This is a genomic window from Blautia parvula, from assembly GCF_020215665.1.
Classification (GTDB): domain Bacteria; phylum Bacillota; class Clostridia; order Lachnospirales; family Lachnospiraceae; genus Blautia; species Blautia celeris.
In genome coordinates this window covers 3,667,122-3,687,866 of sequence record NZ_CP084061.1, presented here as the reverse complement: position 1 = coordinate 3,687,866, position 20,745 = coordinate 3,667,122, and the positions used below count along the sequence as shown (strand labels likewise).

The 20,745-nt window shown below is 47.5% G+C and carries 13 protein-coding genes and 1 other annotated feature; of the genes, 10 read left to right on the top strand and 3 right to left on the bottom strand.

The window, feature by feature from the left end; genetic code table 11:
- Positions 1–89: 89 nt before the first annotated feature.
- The 5 genes from LC508_RS16920 to LC508_RS16900 all read left to right on the top strand — a co-directional run bounded on the left by LC508_RS16920 (position 90) and on the right by LC508_RS16900 (position 8,178).
- Positions 90–4,964 carry a carbohydrate binding domain-containing protein gene (locus LC508_RS16920; protein WP_118593916.1) on the top strand — a complete coding sequence of 1,625 codons (4,875 nt, stop codon included), beginning with the start codon at positions 90–92 and terminating at the stop codon, positions 4,962–4,964.
- 64 nt (positions 4,965–5,028) lie between these two features.
- Complete coding sequence (locus tag LC508_RS16915) at positions 5,029–6,063, top strand: peptidyl-prolyl cis-trans isomerase (protein WP_103733003.1); 1,035 nt, start codon at positions 5,029–5,031, stop codon at positions 6,061–6,063.
- 57 nt (positions 6,064–6,120) lie between these two features.
- Positions 6,121–6,261, top strand: a sequence feature (ribosomal protein L10 leader region).
- Between the two features lie 63 nt (positions 6,262–6,324).
- Positions 6,325–6,825 carry a 50S ribosomal protein L10 gene (rplJ, locus tag LC508_RS16910; RefSeq protein WP_033139964.1) on the top strand — a complete coding sequence of 167 codons (501 nt, stop codon included), beginning with the start codon at positions 6,325–6,327 and terminating at the stop codon, positions 6,823–6,825.
- A gap of 69 nt (positions 6,826–6,894) precedes the next feature.
- The gene (rplL, locus tag LC508_RS16905; protein ID WP_018596966.1) at positions 6,895–7,269 is read left to right on the top strand and encodes a 50S ribosomal protein L7/L12; all 375 of its coding nucleotides are present in this window, start codon (positions 6,895–6,897) and stop codon (positions 7,267–7,269) included.
- A 177-nt stretch (positions 7,270–7,446) separates the two neighbouring features.
- Entirely contained in the window at positions 7,447–8,178 is a 732-nt protein-coding gene (locus LC508_RS16900; protein WP_033139958.1) for an MEDS domain-containing protein, read from the top strand.
- Between the two features lie 93 nt (positions 8,179–8,271).
- Here LC508_RS16900 and LC508_RS16895 read toward each other — a convergent pair whose 3' ends face one another.
- From LC508_RS16895 to LC508_RS16885, 3 genes are read right to left on the bottom strand one after another with little or no spacing between them, the layout of a single operon-like run.
- On the bottom strand, positions 8,272–9,084 hold the full coding sequence (locus LC508_RS16895; RefSeq protein ID WP_118593915.1) for a dihydropteroate synthase: 813 nt from the start codon (positions 9,082–9,084) through the stop codon (positions 8,272–8,274).
- Positions 9,085–9,090: 6 nt separating this feature from the next.
- Positions 9,091–9,741, bottom strand: coding sequence for a cobalamin B12-binding domain-containing protein (locus LC508_RS16890; protein WP_054351372.1), 651 nt, complete (start codon positions 9,739–9,741; stop codon positions 9,091–9,093).
- Positions 9,742–9,754: 13 nt separating this feature from the next.
- Positions 9,755–11,023 (bottom strand): uroporphyrinogen decarboxylase family protein, encoded by a 1,269-nt coding sequence (locus LC508_RS16885; protein WP_054351373.1) that lies wholly within the window; start codon positions 11,021–11,023, stop codon positions 9,755–9,757.
- Between the two features lie 388 nt (positions 11,024–11,411).
- Here LC508_RS16885 and LC508_RS16880 point away from each other — a divergent pair, with 388 nt between their 5' ends.
- The 5 genes from LC508_RS16880 to rpoB all read left to right on the top strand — a co-directional run bounded on the left by LC508_RS16880 (position 11,412) and on the right by rpoB (position 20,739).
- On the top strand, positions 11,412–12,863 hold the full coding sequence (locus LC508_RS16880) for a Na+/H+ antiporter NhaC family protein (protein ID WP_033139954.1): 1,452 nt from the start codon (positions 11,412–11,414) through the stop codon (positions 12,861–12,863).
- A 12-nt stretch (positions 12,864–12,875) separates the two neighbouring features.
- On the top strand, positions 12,876–14,039 hold the full coding sequence (locus tag LC508_RS16875; protein ID WP_103731425.1) for an NAD(P)/FAD-dependent oxidoreductase: 1,164 nt from the start codon (positions 12,876–12,878) through the stop codon (positions 14,037–14,039).
- 64 nt (positions 14,040–14,103) lie between these two features.
- Entirely contained in the window at positions 14,104–15,912 is a 1,809-nt protein-coding gene (locus tag LC508_RS16870; protein ID WP_033139952.1) for an aryl-sulfate sulfotransferase, read from the top strand.
- 83 nt (positions 15,913–15,995) lie between these two features.
- Positions 15,996–16,667, top strand: coding sequence for a Crp/Fnr family transcriptional regulator (locus LC508_RS16865; protein ID WP_033139951.1), 672 nt, complete (start codon positions 15,996–15,998; stop codon positions 16,665–16,667).
- A gap of 229 nt (positions 16,668–16,896) precedes the next feature.
- Positions 16,897–20,739, top strand: a complete 3,843-nt coding sequence (gene rpoB / locus LC508_RS16860) for a DNA-directed RNA polymerase subunit beta (RefSeq protein WP_103731424.1) — start codon at positions 16,897–16,899, stop codon at positions 20,737–20,739.
- Positions 20,740–20,745 lie beyond the last annotated feature (6 nt).

Sequence of the window (20,745 nt, the reverse complement as noted above, 5' to 3'; positions counted from 1 at the left end):
GCAAATGACGGTAAAAAGATGCAGAGGAGGGATGCCTACTTTGAGAAGTGAATAAACAAAAACTCAAATTGAAGGAGGAAAAGGTCAAAATGATGAAAAAATGGAAATCAGGAGTTTCCATTCTGATGGCAGCGGCTATGATTATGGGGAATATAACAATAGCTGTGCCGGTCAAAGCAGAACCTGCAGCAGGCCTGCTTGTAAATGGAGGATTTGAAGAAGAAGATCTAAACGGATGGATAAGAAATGGCTGGTGCCAGGACGGAGGGGCCAGCATGGAGCGGGTTGGCAGCGAAGTTATCCAGCCTGCGGAGGGCAGCTTCTGTCTGAGAGAAAATGCAAAGGGCAACGGCTCACAGGTGACACAGGATATTGCACTGACACCGGGAAAGGATTACTGGCTTACAGCACAGATTTACCAGACTGTTCCGGGTTCTTATTCTATAGGATTTCATGAGGATGAGGGAAAAGGCAGTGACCCGCAGTTTGCCGTACAGTCACAGAGTGAAGTGAACCAATGGGTTAAAGTTGCTGTGCGTTTTACCATGTGGGAAGGCGCCCGGAAACCAAATGTGTATACCTGGCTGAACGCAAATGCGGGCGATGCTTTTGCAGATGATGTAAAACTGTATGAAGCACCGAATCTGTCTGACCTGAATGCAGCAGTCACCGATGCGGAAGAGAAGCTGGGACAGACAGATATCTATACACCGGAATCTCTTGCAGTGCTTCAGAGCAAGACAGACGAGGCAAAGACATTTTTAGATGCCAATTCCTATGAAGCAGCCCAGAAAGACCAGGATGAAGTGGACGCCATTACAGCAGAGCTGGTGAACACTGTCAGCAGCCTGGAGAAACAGCAGGGGTCACAGGAGGAGACCAATCTTCTGACAAACGGTGACTTCTCAGATGGGTTAAACGGCTGGGGAAAATGGCCGAATACTGCAGTGATCACTACTGGGCAGGAGGATGGCGTTAACTACAGCTCATTTGATGCCGGTAAAGAAGCCAATGGTATTAACCGGGATGTAAACGGCCTGGAAGCGGGAGCCTGGTATGAACTGAGCGGAGAGGTGTATGCGGACACTGCAAATGCCATTTCCATAGCCCAGAAGAAACCAGGGACAGACAAAACAGATAAGTCTTTTGCGGAAAATACAAAGACAAATGAGTGGGAGACCATTTCTGTTAAATTCCAGATGCCGGCAGGGGAAACGTCAAAGAATATCAGTGTCTGGCTGACAAAAGGAACTGCAAAGGCCAGAAATATCAGGCTCGTAAAGGCGGAAAATCCTGACACTCCTGATATTCCGGATGAGGATACTCCGATCACAAGCAGCGATTCCTTCTATATTGATGCGGCTGGCGGGGATGACTCCAATACCGGAACCTCACCGGAGCAGGCATGGAAGACCTTTGCGAACGTAAAGAGACTCCGTCTCCGGGCAGGGGGAAAACTTCTTTTAAAAGCCGGCTGTACATGGAACGGTGAGCAGCTTAAACTGCAGGAGGCAGCAGGAACCCCGGAGAACCCTGTTTATGTGGACAGATACGGCGAGGGTGAAGACCCTGTTATCAACGGCAGCGGTAATCCGTGGCAGACCAATAAGAACGCACCGAAGCAGGATGTGGCAGCAGTCCATATTTACAATTCCAGTTACATCACAGTTCAGAACCTGGAAGTGACCAACTGGGAGACTGACGCGGCAGACCTGGTAAAAGACAATGCCAATAAGAAACAGAGCCGGTATCTGCTCACTGGTATCCTTGTGGAAAACCACGATGCAGGGGATCTGCCGGGTGTTGTTGTGAAAAATAACTATGTGCATAATGTCAACGGCTACATGCAGGGCGGCGCCCAGAAAGGCTCAGGCGGCGTGATCGCCCTGGTGACCGGAGATGCGGTTGAATCCAGTTTTACAGACCTGACTATCGTTGGCAATAAGGTGGAAAATGTCTGCCATGAGGCTATTTATATGGAAAGCTCCTGGGCATCCAGAGTATTAGTCGGCGGCAGCGGTTCACAGGAAGCCGGAAAAGGAAGATGGGTCGGATGGCCAAATGTATATGTGGCAGAGAACTATGTCTATGATGTAGCCGGTGACGGCATCGTCCTGATCAATGCAGACGGCGGTATTGCAGAGAAGAACCTGATCGTGAAAAGCGCCAGCGAGGACTGGGATTACAGCAGAAATCCTGCCCATGCGGCTATATGGATGTGGGACTGCAATAATGTGACCATGCAGTACAATGAGGCGGCCCATACGGAGAGTTATCAGGATGGCATGGCATTTGATTTTGACTACGGCAACCAGAATGTTATGTATCAGTACAATTACAGCCATGACAACAAAGGCGGCTTCTGGATGTCCTGTCCGGGACCGAACTACACGGTCAATGCAGTTGCAAGATACAATGTCAGTGTAAACGACGGCCTGTTTAACGGCGCCCGCATTCTGCGTATCGGTGAATACGGAAGTATCGGCAACCAGTTCTACAACAATACCATGTACTGGAACCATGGGTACAAGATAAATGCAGTAGAGCAGGCATCATGGGGAACTCCTCCGTCCAGCGGAACCGATATTTACAACAATATCTTCTGCGGCGACAGTGATGAATTCGTAAATAACGACGGTGTCACCTATGCCAATAACTGTGTATACGGAAGTATTGCGGATATATATCCGGTAGATGAGGACCAGGGTGCTGTCATCGCAGATCCTCAGTTTACAGATCCGACAAACTATACAGAAGGAAGTTTTTCCGACAATACGGTGACCCTGGGAAGTCCGGATGGATTCAAGCTTAAATCCACCTCACCCTGTATTGATGCAGGTATGGATTATATGCCGGTTCCCCAGGAATCTATGCCGAAAGTAGCAGATGAACTGGTACCGACACAGATCACCATTGAAAATAAGGACTATGAAGGCAATCCCGCTCCTTATACGGGAGAAAGCGGAACAGCAGTTTTGGATATGGGTGCATTTGAATACCAGGGTGAAAGCGAAGCAGAGCGGCCGGAAGTGGACAAGACATATCTGGAAGCCCTGACAGCCATGGCAGAAGCATACCGGGAAGCTGATTTTGAATCCGGCAGTTTTACCGCAATGCAGAAGGCTCTGGAAGCTGCGAAAACGGCACTTGCCCGCCCTGTTGTGACACAGGATATGATCGACAGCTATGCAGCAAGGCTGGAAAATGCGGTAAAAGACTTGATGAAGAAGGATGACATAAAGGAAAATACTCCGGATTCAGCAGACAATATCCTGAAAGAGTATAATCCTGATAATGATAATGCAGGCTTTGAGAAAAAAGAATCCGACTGGGGAGAATGGCAGAGCCGTGTAGGAGTCACAAAAGAGGATGCCCACAGTGGTGAACAGAGTCTTAAAGTGGAGAAGACCGGTGAAGGGACAGCGTACTCGGAGATCGGCAAGGTTCCGGTTAAGGCTAATACAGAATATATATGTGAAGCCTGGATAAAATGCAATGATTCCGATGTTGACAAAGTTGCTATTGAGGCAAAACATCATAACAATGTTACTCATACAGGTGACATCAAGCTTGGAAATGCCAAACCCGAGTCAGAAGCTTCCGATAAAGGATGGAGAAAGGTAAAACTTGCATTTACCACAAAGGAATACAATAAGATAAGCCTCAGCGTCAACAGTGACGCCGCGTCTGTCCTGCTGGATGATGTTTCCCTGTACGAGAGATATACAATAGCAAAAGAAGAGCTGGATACAACCGCCATTGATACAGCTCTGGCCCTTACTCCTGCAGAGGAAGAGTCCTATTACACAGAAGCCTCCTGGAAGGCATACCGGAATGCGGTTCTGGCTGCCAGACTGGAGAAAGTAAATGCAAATGCCACAAAAGATTCCATCAAGGCAGCAGCAGATACATTGACAGAGGCGTTTCATGCATTGGAGAAATACGAACCGGCTCCGGCTGTAGACAAAAAAGAACTGCAGAAAGTATATGATGCCTACAAGGATAAAAAGCAGGGCAATTATACGGACGCAAGCTGGAAGGTATTTACAGACGCGCTGAAAACAGCCGAGGAAGCTTTAAACAGTGATGTGGACCAGGAAGCAGTAAATGATGCTAAGAAAGCGCTGGAAGATGCATTTGCAGCTCTTGAGGAAAATCCGGAGGTCAAAGTCGATAAAACGGCGCTGGAAAAACTCTATAAAGCCCACAAGGATGACAAGCAGGGCAATTATACGGACGCAAGCTGGAAGGCATTTACAGACGCGCTGAAAGATGCAAAGAATGCTCTGGACAATGATGTGGACCAAGATACAGTGAACGATGCAGAGAAAGCTCTGAAATCTGCGATCGCGGCACTTGAGGAAAATCCGGAGATCAAAGCCGACAAAACCGCTCTGGAAAAACTCTATAAAGCCCACAAGGATGACAAGCAGGGCAATTATACGGATGAGTCCTGGAAAACATTTACCGCTGCCCTGAAAAAGGCGGATAAGGTCCTGAAAGATGATTCTGCAACCCAGAAAGAGATCAATGAGGCAGCCGCATCTCTTGAAAGCGCAGTGAAGGGACTGAAGGAGAAGACGGATTCCAAAAAGGCTGATAAGACAGAACTGCAGAAACTCTATGATAAGCATAAAGATGACAAGCAGGGAAGTTATACAAGCACAAGCTGGAAGAACTTCCAAAAGGCACTGGAGGCAGCGAAGACGGTATTGGAGGATGAGGATGCAACACAGTCTCAGGTAGACAAGGCGCAGGCGGCTTTGGAGAAGGCAGTCAGGAACCTGAAGAAAACCAGCACTCCCGGCACCAAAAAGAAGAATACCACCACAACAAACGGAAATAAAAAATCTTCCGGTGCCAAGACAGGCGATGAAACACCGCTTGCACTTATGGCCGGACTTCTGGTATTATCAGGAGGAGCAGTGGTGATTTTCGGAAAGAAGCGGAAATACAGAAACTAAGATACAGAATTTAAAAGACATGTATGGGGGCTGTTTCGGCAGCTCCCATTTTCAGGAGCGACAGATGCGGAAAAAATATATTGTGAATGCTGTTTTCGGAGTGGTTCTATTGCTGCTGGCAGGTCTGATCATCTATATCAGATTTCAGAAGCCGGAAGAGATGCGTACCGTGATGGAAGTAAACGGTCAGGACATTGTACGGGAAGAGTACCAGCTCGTACTGCAGAGACTCCGGGCACAGGTGAAAAGCGGGTATTCCACAGAGGAGGCAAACAGGAAGGACTTCTGGACCGGCAGGATAGATGGCAGTACACCTTTAGAAGAGATCATGGGTCTTGCGGAGGAGGAACTGATACGGGACAAGGTGATCGCATCCATGGCAGAGGCCAGGGGAATCCGGGCAGATGCAGATTATGAATCGCTGAAGGAGTCCATGGAGCAGGAGAATGCGTCCCGCAGCCGGAAGGAAGCTTCCGGTGAGGTGAACTATGGACTTATCACCTATACGGAAGAAGCTTATTATCAGTATTTCTATACAGAACTGGAATCAGAACTGACGGAGGCGCTGAAAAAGGAGCATACTATCACAGATAAGGAACTGGAATCCGCATACAATGAGAACCTGGAAAGCTACCGGTATGAAAATAAAGTGAATGTGCTGGCAGCAGAGACAAAGGCAGAGAACACAGAAATACTCCGGCATGCGGCCGAAGCTATGGAGAGCGGCATGGAGAAGGAAGAGCTGGCAGAAACATTCCCTGATATCAGCTTTTATGAGCTGGAGATGAATTCCCTTGATACCCAGGAGGGAAAAAGTGGCGTGTACGGTCTGCGCTGGATGCTGGCAGCCGGCATGCAGGCAGGTGAGATAAGCGAGCCTTTTGCAGCCGGGCAGAATATGCTGGTCATGAAATGCCTTGAGAGGGAGGAGGACGGATATCTGCCGCTGAAGGATGTAAAAGGTGTACTGGAGAGCCAGATCAAAACAGAAGCGGCAAAACAGGAAATCCGGACAGAAGTACAAAAAGCAGAGGTAAAGAAAAAAGACAGCAAATTGGAAGCGGCAGCAAAAGAAGTTCTCATGGAGCAGGATACATGAGGACACAGATGAAAAAAGTTGAAAAAATGCTTGACAATACTTGTCCTGCATGGTATTTTAATACAGGAATAGCTGCCGAAGACAGCAGGTGCCGTTAGGCATAAGGATAAAACGCCTGCCGAGGAAAGATTCATTCTTGCAATTATTAGGATTGATGAAGCCTCTCTGTCTATGCAGAGAGGTTTTTTTCGTACTAATCGTTGAAGTACCTTTCGATATATGAGCAGCGCAGCCTAAAAAAATAAGGAGGTGCACTAATTCATGGCAAAAGTAGAACTCAAAAAACCGGTCGTAGACGAGATTGCCAGCAGTATTAAAGATGCCGCATCTGTAGTGTTAGTAAGCTACAAAGGTATCACTGTTGAGCAGGATACAAAAATGCGTAAGGAATTAAGAGAAGCTGGTGTTACTTACAAAGTATACAAAAACACAATGATGAACTTTGCTTTCAAAGGAACTCCTTGTGAAGAATTATGCCAGCATTTAGAGGGAACAAACGCTTTGGCAGTATGTATGGAAGATGCAACTGCTCCGGCAAGAATCCTTGCAAAATACGCAAAGGATGTTCCGACTCTGGAATTAGTAGCAGGTGTTGTTGAAGACGCTTACTACGACAAGGCAGGAATCGAGGCACTTTCCAAAGTTCCTTCAAGAGAAGAACTGCTTGGAAAACTGCTTGGAAGTATCCAGTCTCCTATCACAAACTTCGCTCGTGTGCTTAACCAGATTGCTGAACAGCAGGGTGGAGCAGCAGCAGAGTAATTTAATACGCTGACAAAGTCAGACGTACAATCAAACGAAAATAAAACAAAAAATTGGAGGTAAATAAAAATGGCAAAATTAACAACAGCTGAGTTTATTGAAGCTATCAAAGAGTTATCTGTATTAGAGTTAAATGAATTAGTAAAAGCTTGCGAAGAAGAATTCGGTGTATCCGCAGCAGCAGGCGTTGTAGTTGCAGCAGCAGGTGATGGTGCAGCAGCAGCAGAAGAGAAAGATGAGTTTGACGTAGAACTGACAGAGGTTGGTCCTAACAAAGTTAAAGTTATCAAAGTTGTTCGTGAAGTTACCGGCTTAGGCTTAAAAGAAGCTAAAGAAGTTGTTGACGGTGCTCCGAAAGTTCTTAAAGAGGCTGCTTCCAAAGCTGAGGCTGAGGAGATCAAAACCAAACTTGAGGGCGAAGGCGCTAAAGTTACACTTAAATAATTTAAGCGTAGAAAAGCTTGTAAAAATAAATCATTTAAGTCCTGGTATCCATATGGTACCAGGGCTTTTTTGCGTATAGGGTAACCTTGGCAGAGGGATTTGTTTGTCGTCGACAAGAAAATTCATCTGTGATATGATAGAAGCAGATATATTTGTTTCACAGGAGGAGCAGAAATCATGGAGAAACTCTTGACGGTGACTGAAGTGGCAGCGTATCTGAGGACCACTACGACTACGATATACAGATGGCTGAAGCAGGGGAGGCTGTCTGCTGTTAAGATTGGAAAAGAATGGAGAATCAGTGAGGAACAGTTAAAATCTGTCATGAGCAGCGGCAGCAAGATATCCAATTCTCTGTGGGATAAACTGAATAAAAAGGAACACCTGCTTCTTATTACAGAGAAAGATTCTGAAATTACAGAATTTGAAGTCTCATTTTTCCGCCGGGCTCTCAGTGAGGGGGCCGGTATCATGAAAGGATGTTGGTGGCAGGAGACGGATAAGGTCTGTGAGCAGTATGAGAGAAACGGGCTGGATGTGAAGACGCTGGAAAAAGAAGGTCTGCTTAATGTGATTGATTTTCAGTCTTTGTATCGCAAGGAGGGAGTAGAAGGACCACTCCGGGCCTGGAGCGCCGGCATTGAAAGTGCCGTTGCAAAGGGGCATACCCGGCTGTGGGCATCCGGTTCTCCTGCAATGGACTGCATAGGCGGTAATGCGGAAGCCCTGCTTTCTTTTGAGGCCAGGCTGAACCAGGCAATACAGGATATGCCGGTTATCGGGATATGTCCATATTCCCTTGAAAATCCTGGTAACTACAAGAATTTTAGTAAATTGATATCCCTCATGGACTGCCATAGTGGTGTGGTATTTTACGGGAAAAATCAGTGTAAATTGTTGAGACAATGAATATAATAGAAGGAGTCCTCAAATGACAGTTTTGCCATTTGGGGACTCCTTCTATTATGGGGCAGATACTTATGCGGGCGTTGGTTTTGCATTTTAACAGTCGGGTTTTTTGTGGCCGGTCATGCCTTTTCTGTAGGCATTGGTAAACCTGCGGCACAGACGGTCCTTTCCCAGCAGCGCATCCATGACAAGTCTGGATGTATACAGCTCCCGGCTGCATGGGTCCAGAATTGCTGAATCCAGCCCCAGAAAAGCGGCCACTGCGTAGAAATGCTGGTTGATCACCTGCCTGAGCGGCATACCAAAGGAAAGATTGCTGATGGCTGCAGTTATCTTAAGCTTCGGAGATAGTTTTCTTATACCCCGGACGGCCTCTGTAAAAACCACCATGGACTGGTTATTCGCAGAGATTGCAGTGAGCAGAGGATCTATATGTATTTGTTCCGGTTTCACGCCGTACCTGGCTGCTTTATCAAGTATGGCATCTGCAATTTTGATCCGGTTTTCTGCATCTTCGGGAACCCCGTCATCATCCGTTGTCTGTACGATGATCTGCCACTGTGTGTCTGATATCAGGGGAAACAGCAGGTCACATTTTCCTTTTTCCAGAGCTGCTGAATTGAGCAGCCCGGGTTTCTTTGTAAGGGTAAGCATTTTTTCCAGAACCTCTGCGTCCGGACTGTCAATGCACAGAGGAGTATCCACGGCATCCTGCACTTGGGCAATCAGCCATTTCAGAGTTCCGGCTTCATGGGCAGCGGCAGTCCCTGCACAGATATCCAGATAATCCGCACCTGCTTCGGTCTGTTTGATGGCCAGTTCCCTGATGCGCCGGCTGTTTTGAGTGGTGATATATTGTTTGATGCCGGGGATGGAACCATTTATTTTTTCACCGATAATTATCATATGATTTCACTCCTGGTGCTGACCGACCCAGCCAAGACATACGTTCACAGTCTCTGCGGCGTTGGTGGACCAGGCATCAGCGCCTGAGACCTGCATGGCTTCATAGCTTGCACATGCGCCTCCGATCGTGATTTTGATATGCTCTCTCAGTCCGGCTTCTTTTACAAGGTCAACAGTTTTTTTCATAGATTCCACAGCCATGGTGAGGACACCGCTGAGACCCAGAATATCGGGCTGCACTTCTTTTATCTTGTCAAGAAAGGCTTCCGGCGATACGTTGATACCCAGGTCATATACAGTGAATCCGGCTGCTTCCGCCATGCTCTTGAAAATATTTTTGCCAATGTTATGCAGATCGCCCTGGACAGTTCCCAATACAATTTTGCCGACCTTTTGTCTTGCGGCAGAGCCGATTATTGGTTTTAAGACTTCCATTGCCTCTGTGAGGAGTTCTCCGGCAAATATCAGATCTCCTACGAAATATTCTCCTGTTTCAAAACGCTGGCCGACTTTCTCCATGCCTTTCTGACATGCAGTGATGGCCTGGGCTGCTTCCTCTGTCTCAGGAGCACCTGCAACAAATTCCTGCAGCATGGACATAACCTTTTTTTCATCAAGTTCGCCGACTGCACTTGTGAGTGATGTTAAATCGATCATAATGGACCTCCTTTCACGGTTGGGTATAACCGCCATATCTGTGTACTGCCTCTGTCATTGCCAGTACATTTTCAATTTTCGCCGGACCTATGGCATTAAACGGCAGAGTAAATATAAAGCCGGCGGCTTTTTTCATCTCGGTCAGCAGTTTCTTGACCTGCAGGTCAATTTCCTGAACGCTGCCCCCGATCAGCAGTGAGGGCGAGATTCCTCCCGCAATGCACATGTGGTCTCCTATGATGTCTCTGGCTTTGACCGGGTCTGTCCTGTCGAACCAGGCAATCGCTTTACCTGCGGGAAGCTCCAGAAGTGTTTCCAGCAGATGATCATATGTACCCTGTAAGGACAGGAGGGGTGTGTACCCGGCTTTGATCAGTTCTTCGCAGAGGTATTTGAGATAGGGCCAGTGAAATTCTCTGTATTGTTTTTCCGACAGAAAACTGTTATACCAGACAGGGAAAAATACTCTTCTGGATCCGGTGAGCTGATAAGATATTTCACCTGTGGCTTTTCCTACGGCCAGAAGAATGGGAAGCAGAGCCTCACAGGCTTTGTGGACTTTGTCCGGTACCCGGTGGATATCCAGAATGACTTTATCAAAATCTCGCAGAAATGCACCCAGCACGTCCAGGGGATTGGGGCAGATGGCCATATACCATGGCGGACAGTCCGCTGTTTTCATTTCCTGTGTAAATACCTGCAGGTCGTCAAGCGCTGTTCCGAGTTTCATGCCAAACTTCATGAGCGCACATATAGACTGAGAGCTGCCGGGTTCTTCAAGAGCACCATATACCCTGGGAACCACTTTGCGGTTCAGAAAACCGAAGGGGTCGTCAATAAACTCATCATACTCTTCGGAGGTCATGACCGGATTTTTGATTTTGAACTGGGATTCTGTGTCTGAGGGAATTTCTCTTCCTGGATGTGATGAATAATTGTCTTTTAGAATATCGTGTGCGAATCCGCCTCCTAGAACAGAGGCTACTGCTGTGTTTACTGCGTTTTGCGGATCAGTCCCTGCCAGGGATAAGCCAAGTGTGACTGTTTCAAAAGTTCTGAGCATACATGCTGCGTCCCAGTTGAAATCTTTTGCAAATCTGACAGAAGCATTTTTGTATTTTTCCTGGTCGTAATACATGTCTTCGTAGGAAATATGCGAGTATTTTGCGGGGAAATACAAGGTGGCCGCGCCGATGGGCACCCGGTCAACCTTCTTTAGACCGGCGCATCTGTCGAGCCTGTCCAGTTTGTCGTTGTAACTGCTGCCTTCCATGTTCTTCATCAGATCCCCTCCTTATCTCAGTGATCAGAAGATTACTTGACAATAGTGCACCTATTCAGTCAACTGAATACGTACACAATAGTTACATAAATACTATCTTCATCATATAACATATTTAAATATATGTCAATGTATATATATGTATAATAAAGTACAATAAAATTGTCTATTTATACCAGTGAATGGAATGGGATGCAGAAAATGTTCTTGTTAAATTAAAGACCGATGATAACAGGATAAAAGAACCTGACATCGCCGGTTTTTTGTCGGTTATGTCAAAAAAACTGTGAGAATTTAAAAAAAATTGTGTAAGTGTTGGCGCGCAAACAGGTATTGTTTTCCAGGTGTGTTATACTTTTAACTATCTAAAGGAAACGGGGGTGGCGGCATGGAAACAGAAAAACCAAAGCTGGTTTTTTGGGGGACACAGGCATTTGCCATGATGCCCTTTGTGCTGTACATACTGATAGGCGGAATATTTTCGGTGGGGTTACATTATTATTCAATGAAAGGGCTGATTTTTGCTGCAGTGATTTCTCTTCTGACAGGGTTTTTCCTGTGCAGGAACAAAGGGAAATACTGGGATTCTGTTGTGCATGGATTGGCGCAGTACGGAAATTCAAGGCTTATTTTTATTTTCCTGGTCATAGGGATTTTTTCCAAGCTTATGATGACGGGAAATATAGGGGGCGGATTTATCTGGCTGAGCCTTCAGCTTGGAATTACAAAAAGCGGGTTTGTGGTCTTTGCATTCCTGGCTTCAGCAGTGATTTCTATGGGAGCAGGTGCTCCGATCGCGGCATTGTTTGCGGTGATTCCCATTTTTTATCCTCCGGGAATACTTTTGGGGGCCAGTCCCTCTATGCTGAGCGGAGCGCTGATCAGCGGAATCTTTTTCGGGGATGCGCTGTCTCCCAGTTCACAGGTGATCAACACCACAGTAATGATACAACATGAACGGGGAACGGGAAGACCGGCCAAGCTTCTGACGGTTTTGAAACAGAGAACTCCTTATATTTTGGCTGCGGGAGCAGTCACAACGGTTCTGTACTTAATATTCGGTGCCGGGGAGGGCAGTGTGGGAGACATGACACAGCTTTCCCAGTTCTCGGATGCAAGAGGACTTTGGATGCTGGTACCTGTTGTGGTCCTTCTGTGTATCTGCTTTAAGACAGGAAACTTATTTGAAGGAGTTTCTTTTGCAATTATTACGGGCTTTGTATTAGGGCTGATCACCGGTCTGTTCACATTTTCCGATATTGTGAGCATTGATTATGAAACGGCAGGGCTGAACGGAATTATATTTGAAGGTATTTATGGGATTATTGACGTGACAGTGTCCACCATTCTGCTTTACGGACTGATCGCAGTGGCAGTGGACGGAGGAATGCTGGAAAGATGCTGCAGCATTATCCTGTCAGGGAAATTTACAAAGACAAAACGGGGCGCTGAGACAGTTCTGGCTTTAGGAATAGTTATAGTTAACATTCTTCTTGCCGGCTGTGTGCTGCCGTCAATCCTGCTGTTCGGTGACATAGCGGACAGGATCGGACAGGAGAGCAGTATTTCTCCGGAACGACGGAGTATCCTGCTGACAGCCAATGCGACGAACTTCAGCTCCATCATTCCCATTAACAGCGCATTCGTTATGGGAAGTGTGACGATCATTAATGAGATGGTGCAGAAACACAGTTATCTGCCCACTGTGTCACCGTTTCAGATTTTCTGTTCTTCCTTTTACTGCCTGATCCTCACAGGAGTCTGCATCTTCTGGGTGGTCACGGGCGTGGGAAGAGAGGGTTCTTTAAAAACGGTTAAAGTGAAAGAAAAATTAGAATAGGAGATGAAAATTATGGAATCTATTTATGATCTGATTATCGTGGGCGGCGGGCCTGCCGGTCTTGCGGCTGCTATTTACGCAGGCAGGTCGGAGCGGAAAACGCTTCTTCTGGAAAAGGGAAGCTATGGCGGACGTATCAATGATACCTATGAAGTCCGGAATTATCCCGGCACGATCGTGGACAGCGGCCAGCACCTGATGGAGCGGTTCCGGGAGCACGCATCCAGCCATCCCACAGTGGAGCTGAAACGGACCACAGCGACGGCGATCAGCAAAGAAGACAATCTTTTCATTGTCAGCACAAAGAGAAGAGGAGATTTCAAGGCACGCAGTGTGATCCTGGATCTGGGCACCCGTCCAAGAGAACTGGGGATTCCCGGAGAGAAAGAGTTTGTGGGCCATGGTGTTGCCTACTGCGCCACCTGTGATGCGGAATTTTTCAAAGGCAAGGAGATCTACGTGCTGGGCGCAGGAGACCAGGCTGTTGAGGAAGCGGATTATCTGACCGGGTTTGCCTCTAAAGTCACGATCATTGTGCTCCATGAGAAAGGCCATCTTGACTGCAACGAGGTGTCCGCAGAACATGCCTATAAAAATCCTAAAATTGATTTCTGCTGGAGCTCCACTGTCCAGGAGATCAAAGGAAAAGACCATGTGGAAGCTCTTGTGCTGAAAAACGTTGAGACCGGTGAGGTCAGAGAAGTTAAAGCGGACGGACTGTTTTTCTTTGTGGGTATGGTGCCTCAGACAGAGCCCGTGCGCCATATGGTCACTTGTGACAGAAGCGGGTACATCAAGGTCAATGACAAGATGGAAACCAGCATCCCGGGGCTTTATGCAGTGGGCGACTGCAGGCAGACATTTTTGCGCCAGGTTGTCACCTCCGCGGCAGACGGCGCAGTGGCTGCAGTGGCTTCTGAGCGTTACGTGAAGGAGCTTGAGCAGATTGAGAGCATTTTAAGCCCGGATTCAGGGAAAATTGCCTTTGTGTTCTACAATCCATACAGCAATGAAGAGATTCAGGCAGTATCAGACCTGGAACAGCAGCTCAGGGGAGAGTGGAAGGTTTACCGTCAGGACATTACACGCCAGAACCTTCTCTATCAGAATCTGAAGATAGAGCACACGGTATCCACTGCGTTTTATGAAAACGGAAAATTATTGGAAGTAAAGTAAGTATTATCAACAGACAGGAACCTATTTAAAAAATATAATGATTAACTTCAGGAGGTAATTGATTATGGGTCAGCCACTTGTTTTTCCACACGGAGTCACTGTTTACAATCCGGAGAAATGCTGGAGCGGATATACGATCGTTCCGCTTATCAACGACGGCGTTCTGCTGTTCGACATGAACGGAAATGAGATCAGACGCTGGAATATGCATGCCATGCCGCCGAAACTTCTTCCGGGCGGGTATGTGATGGGTCTGTCAGGATACCGTCATCCTGATTACGGTATGCAGGACGGTGTCAACCTGATCGAGATCGACTATGACGGAAATATTGTCTGGGAATTTGACCACTTTGAGAACATTGATGACCCGGGCAGGGACCATCGCTGGATGGCGCGTCAGCACCATGACTATCAGAGGGAGGGAAATCCCGTCGGATACTATGTTCCGGGTATGGATGCAAAGCCCCTGGAAGGCAATACACTGATCCTGGTACACCAGACGATCAGAAACCCGAAGATATCCGATAAAAAGCTTCTGGATGATGCCATGATCGAAGTGGACTGGGAGGGCAACATCCTCTGGAAATGGTCCATCAGTGAACACTTTGACGAACTGGGATTTGACGAGGCCGCCAAAAACGCACTGTTCAGAGATCCGAACATGCGCTCCTCAGACGGCGGTGTAGGCGACTATCTTCATGTAAACTGCATGAGCTACCTTGGCCCGAACAAATGGTATGACCAGGGTGATATGCGGTTTAAACCGGAAAATATTATTTTTGACTGTAGGGAGGCCAATATTCTGGCTATCCTTGATAAAGAGACAGGAAAGATCGTATGGCGCATCGGACCTGACTTCAATGCCACACCGGAACTGAAAAAGCTGGGCTGGATCATCGGCCAGCATCATTTCCATATGATTCCGAAAGGGCTGCCGGGTGAAGGCAATCTGATGGTATTTGACAACGGCGGCTGGGGCGGCTACGGGGTTCCCAATCCATCTGCTCCTATCGGTGTTAAGAACGCTCTGCGCGATTACAGCCGTGTGCTGGAGTTTAACCCGGTAACCCTGGAGGTTGTCTGGAAGCTGACACCAAAGGAACTGGGCCATGCGGTTCCCACCGACGCCAGCAAATTCTACAGCCCCTATGTCAGCAGCGCACAGCGCCTGCCAAATGGAAATACCATGGTTACGGAAGGCTCAGACGGCCGTGTCATTGAAGTGACACCGGATCATGAGATCGTGTGGGAATGGATTTCACCGTATTATACACACAATGAAAAAGGACCGAAGAACAATATGATCTACCGCGCATACCGTTATCCGTACAGCTATGTGCCGCAGGAGCCGGTTCCCACGGAGGTTCCCATCGCACCCATTGACAATGTGACATACCGGGTACCGGGTGCCGGAGCGTTTGGTGCAAAAAAAGTCATTGATATTGAAGGAACTTTGCCGTATTATCAAGATGTGGCACTTTGTGTGGCCACAGACGACGAAGAAGATGTGACACAGAGGGAGAAAGTCTTTGAGGTGAACAAAGATTTCTTCAAACCGGTGACCATGTCGAGCTGGAATGACGATGTCCTTAAAGTAGAAGGAAAACCGGTGCTTGTGCTCTTCGGTGCAGAGCGCTGTGTACACTGCAAGGCACTTCATCCTGTTCTGGAGGAAGCCCTCACAGAAGAGTATGAGGGAATGTACGAGGTGCGCTATGTGGATGTGGATTCCAACCAGGATCTGCTGGATGCGTGCCATATCGGAGGAATTCCCGTCGTTGTGATCTACAAAAACGGGGAAGAGGTCCAGAGATTTAATGGCGAGAAGGATTATGATGATTTGTGTGATATTTTGGACAGACCATTGGAATAAGCAGAATAAGACGCAGGGAGGAGCTGTTTTGACAGCCCCTCTTTGCGTTTCTTTTTTTGCGGGGAATGTTGGGAGGGGTATAAATGCATAGATTTTTTGAAGATCCGAAGATAAGCTGTCCGGTACCCTTTGCAGATCTCTGTGTGGGAAGCTGCATTTACCGGCCGTATATGAACCGAAAGACATATCAGAGGTCAGAGATCATATATCCTCAGGGCAGTAAGATCAACTCTTTTGGGATTGTGCTGGACGGCATTCTGAAGGCAGTAAGCCATACTGTCAATGGGGATGAGCTCTGCAACGCTTACTTTGAAAAGAATGATATTTTCCCGGAGCTTCTCTACTTTTCCGGTAAAAGGTATTACACCTATACCCTGGTGGCTGCCAAAAAATCCACGGTGGCCTGGATTCCAGTGGAGATTCTGGAGGAGATGCTGGAGCGTGATAATCTGCTGATGTATTCCCTTTTACTCTATATATCACAGCGGGGGCTGAAAGACCAGCTTTATCTCAACTGTCTGAATTACCAGACGATCCGTGAGAGAATTGCCTACTGGATCGTGGGAATGAACGACATTGTAGCGGGGGCGGCGATTCCCATGCCGGTTTCCCAGTCTGTAATGGCTAATATGCTCCATGTGAGCCGGTCATCACTGAACCAGGAATTAAAACTGATGGAAAAAGAGGGATTTTTCAGCATACAGGGCCAGGAAATGCATATCAAAGATGTGGAAAGGCTGCAGGAAATGTTGTGAAATTCGACAGAATATATAAGACAATTGTTCCCAAAAAGCGGGAAAATATTTTAACAAAAAATGGTTGACAGGCTTGACAGGGTGTGTTATAGTGAGAAATGCACTATTATGGCAAGTTATGCCTGTCGTTCTATTTATGATTGAAATTAACCTTATTAAAGGAAACTTTCGGTCAGGGGGCTCAGGTATAAGCATAATAAAATTAAAACATACAAGGGGTGAAACGTCAATGGAGAAAAATAGAATCCGTCCCATTACAACCGGTAAGAGCATGAGAATGACCTACCAGCGCCAGAAAGAGGTACTGGAAATGCCGAACCTCATTGAAGTACAGAAAGACTCTTACCAGTGGTTTCTGGACGAAGGTCTAAAAGAAGTTTTTGAAGATATCTCTCCAATCGCCGACTACAGCGGTAAATTGAGCTTGGAATTTGTTGACTTTACTTTGTGTGAAGATGAGGTAAAATACTCCATCGAAGAATGCAAGGAGAGGGATGCTACTTTTGCAGCTCCTCTGAAAGTAAGGGTAAAATTATACAACAGAGAGAATGACGAAATCAGTGAACATGAAATATTCATGGGTGATCTGCCGTTAATGACTGCAACCGGTACCTTCGTAATCAACGGCGCTGAACGAGTTATTGTCAGCCAGCTTGTACGTTCTCCGGGTATTTACTACGCTATCGCTCACGACAAACTGGGCAAAACCCTTTATTCCTGTACCGTTATCCCGAACAGGGGTGCATGGCTGGAATATGAGACCGACTCCAATGACGTATTCTATGTACGTGTAGACAGAACTAGAAAAGTCCCTATTACAGTTTTGATTCGTGCTTTAGGTATCGGCACGAATGCAGAAATTATAGAGTTATTCGGTGAAGAACCGAAGATTTTAGCCAGCTTTACAAAAGACACTGCTGAGAGTTATCAGGAAGGTCTGCTGGAGTTATACAAGAAAATCCGTCCGGGTGAGCCGCTGGCTGTGGAAAGCGCAGAGAGCCTGATCACCAGCATGTTCTTTGACCCAAGACGCTACGACCTGGCAAAAGTAGGCCGTTACAAATTCAACAAAAAGTTACTGCTGAGAAACCGTATCTCAGGCCATATGCTGGCTGAGGAGGTTGTGGACACCACAACAGGTGAGATCATCGCAGAGGCCGGCACAGTTGTAACAAAAGAACTGGCTGACCAGATCCAGAACGCGGCAGTTCCTTATGTATGGATTCAGGGTGAGGAGCGCAACATCAAAGTCCTTTCAAGCATGATGGTGGATATCACCAACTATGTGGACATTGATCCTTCTTCCGTGGGAGTGACAGAACTTGTTTACTATCCAGTTCTGGCTAAGATCCTGGAAGAGAATGAGGATATTGAGGATATCAAGGACGCAATCCGCCGTGAGATCCATGAGCTGATTCCAAAGCACATTACAAAAGAAGATATCCTTGCTTCTATTAACTATAACATGCATCTGGAGTATGGTCTGGGCAATGATGACGATATCGACCATCTGGGCAACAGACGTATCCGTGCAGTGGGTGAATTGCTGCAGAACCAGTACAGGATCGGTCTTTCCAGACTGGAGCGTGTGGTTCGCGAGAGAATGACAACACAGGATATGGAAGGTATCTCTCCCCAGTCCCTGATCAATATCAAACCGGTTACAGCAGCCGTGAAGGAATTCTTCGGTTCCTCCCAGCTGTCACAGTTCATGGACCAGAACAACCCGCTGGGTGAGCTGACCCATAAGAGACGTCTTTCCGCACTGGGCCCCGGCGGTCTGTCACGAGACCGTGCAGGTTTCGAGGTTCGAGATGTACATTATTCCCACTACGGAAGAATGTGCCCCATCGAGACTCCTGAGGGTCCTAACATCGGTCTGATCAACTCCCTGGCATCCTATGCCAGGATCAACCAGTACGGTTTTGTGGAAGCGCCGTACCGTAAGATTGACAAATCAGATCCGAAGAATCCGCGGGTTACAGATGAAGTTGTCTATATGACAGCAGATGAAGAGGATAATTATCATGTGGCACAGGCCAATGAGCCGCTGGATGAAGAAGGACACTTTATCCATAAAAACGTTTCCGGACGTTATCTGGATGAAACACAGGAGTATGAACGTAATATGTTTGACTACATGGACGTGTCTCCTAAGATGGTGTTCTCTGTAGCTACGGCCCTGATTCCCTTCCTGCAGAATGACGATGCCAACCGTGCGCTGATGGGATCCAACATGCAGCGTCAGGCTGTGCCTCTTCTCACCACGGAGGCTCCTGTTGTAGGAACCGGTATGGAAGTGAAGGCAGCCGTTGACTCCGGCGTCTGCGTAGTGGCGAAAAAAGCCGGTACCATAGAATGCGCAGCGTCAAAAGAGATCGTTATGCGCAATGATGACGGTACAAAAGATACTTACCGCCTGACCAAGTTCATGAGAAGTAACCAGAGCAACTGCTACAACCAGAGGCCTATCGTGACCAAAGGCGAGCATGTGGAAGCAGGACAGGTGATCGCTGACGGTCCGTCCACCTCAAACGGTGAGCTGGCGCTGGGCAAGAACCCGCTGATCGGCTTCATGACCTGGGAAGGTTACAATTACGAGGATGCCGTCCTGTTAAGTGAAAGACTGGTACAGGATGATGTCTATACTTCTGTCCATATTGAAGAATATGAGGCGGAAGCCAGAGATACAAAGTTAGGGCCGGAAGAGATCACACGTGATGTTCCGGGTGTTGGTGATGATGCGTTAAAAGACCTGGACGAGCGCGGTATTATCCGTATCGGTGCTGAAGTCCGCGCAGGTGATATCCTGGTCGGCAAAGTAACTCCCAAGGGAGAGACAGAGCTGACTGCAGAGGAGAGACTGCTCCGTGCTATTTTCGGTGAGAAGGCCCGTGAAGTGCGTGACACTTCCCTGAAGGTTCCTCACGGTGAGTACGGTATCGTTGTGGACGCAAAAGTATTTACGAGAGAGAACGGCGATGAGCTGTCTCCGGGCGTAAATCAGGCAGTCCGTATCTATATTGCCCAGAAGAGAAAAATCTCTGTTGGTGACAAGATGGCCGGCCGTCATGGTAACAAGGGTGTTGTTTCCCGTGTGCTTCCTGTTGAGGATATGCCGTTCCTTCCGAACGGACGTGCACTGGACATCGTACTGAACCCTCTGGGCGTGCCTTCCCGTATGAATATTGGACAGGTGCTGGAGATTCATCTGAGTCTTGCGGCAAAAGCCCTTGGATTCAACATTGCCACACCGGTATTTGACGGTGCCAACGAGAATGATATCCAGGATACTCTGGATCTTGCAAATGATTATGTGAACATGGAATGGGAAGACTTTGAGGCGAAGCATAAAGATACGCTGCGTCCGGAAGTTTTACAGTTCCTTTACGATAACAGAGCTCACAGAGAACTGTGGAAAGGCGTGCCGATCTCCCGTGACGGTAAAGTAAGGCTCCGTGACGGACGTACAGGTGAATATTTTGACAGCCCTGTAACCATCGGACACATGCACTACCTGAAGCTGCATCATCTGGTAGATGATAAGATCCACGCACGTTCCACAGGCCCATACTCCCTGGTAACACAGCAGCCTCTGGGTGGTAAAGCTCAGTTCGGTGGTCAGCGTTTCGGAGAGATGGAGGTTTGGGCACTGGAGGCATATGGTGCTTCCTACACACTGCAGGAGATCCTGACAGTGAAATCCGATGATGTGATCGGACGTGTGAAAACTTATGAAGCGATTATCAAGGGCGACAATATTCCGGAGCCTGGTATTCCGGAGTCCTTCAAGGTACTTTTGAAGGAGCTGCAGTCCTTGGGTCTGGATGTCAGAGTCCTCAGAGAAGACATGACAGAAGTGGAAATCATGGAGAATATCGACTATGGCGAGACAGATATGCGCTCCATCATTGAAGGTGATTCCAAACACCGCGGCGAAGAAGATTACGGAGACTACGGATTCTCAAAACAGGAATTCGAGGGTGAAGAATTAGTAGACGTGGAGGATGAGCCGGAAGAGGATGAAGAAGCATTCTTGAGCTTAGATGATGATACTCTTGTCGAGGAGTAAGGAAAG

Excerpts from the sequence above, each read along its gene's own strand:
- LC508_RS16895 (WP_118593915.1), bottom strand. The coding sequence starts at position 9,084 with ATGATAATTATCGGTGAAAAAATAAATGGTTCCATCCCCGGCATCAAA.
- LC508_RS16885 (WP_054351373.1), bottom strand. The coding sequence starts at position 11,023 with ATGAAGAACATGGAAGGCAGCAGTTACAACGACAAACTGGACAGGCTC.
- LC508_RS16880 (WP_033139954.1), top strand. The coding sequence starts at position 11,412 with ATGGAAACAGAAAAACCAAAGCTGGTTTTTTGGGGGACACAGGCATTT.
- rplL (WP_018596966.1), top strand. The coding sequence starts at position 6,895 with ATGGCAAAATTAACAACAGCTGAGTTTATTGAAGCTATCAAAGAGTTA.
- LC508_RS16900 (WP_033139958.1), top strand. The coding sequence starts at position 7,447 with ATGGAGAAACTCTTGACGGTGACTGAAGTGGCAGCGTATCTGAGGACC.
- rplJ (WP_033139964.1), top strand. The coding sequence starts at position 6,325 with ATGGCAAAAGTAGAACTCAAAAAACCGGTCGTAGACGAGATTGCCAGC.
- LC508_RS16920 (WP_118593916.1), top strand. The coding sequence starts at position 90 with ATGATGAAAAAATGGAAATCAGGAGTTTCCATTCTGATGGCAGCGGCT.
- LC508_RS16870 (WP_033139952.1), top strand. The coding sequence starts at position 14,104 with ATGGGTCAGCCACTTGTTTTTCCACACGGAGTCACTGTTTACAATCCG.
- LC508_RS16875 (WP_103731425.1), top strand. The coding sequence starts at position 12,876 with ATGGAATCTATTTATGATCTGATTATCGTGGGCGGCGGGCCTGCCGGT.
- LC508_RS16890 (WP_054351372.1), bottom strand. The coding sequence starts at position 9,741 with ATGATCGATTTAACATCACTCACAAGTGCAGTCGGCGAACTTGATGAA.
- LC508_RS16915 (WP_103733003.1), top strand. The coding sequence starts at position 5,029 with ATGCGGAAAAAATATATTGTGAATGCTGTTTTCGGAGTGGTTCTATTG.
- rpoB (WP_103731424.1), top strand. The coding sequence starts at position 16,897 with ATGGAGAAAAATAGAATCCGTCCCATTACAACCGGTAAGAGCATGAGA.
- LC508_RS16865 (WP_033139951.1), top strand. The coding sequence starts at position 15,996 with ATGCATAGATTTTTTGAAGATCCGAAGATAAGCTGTCCGGTACCCTTT.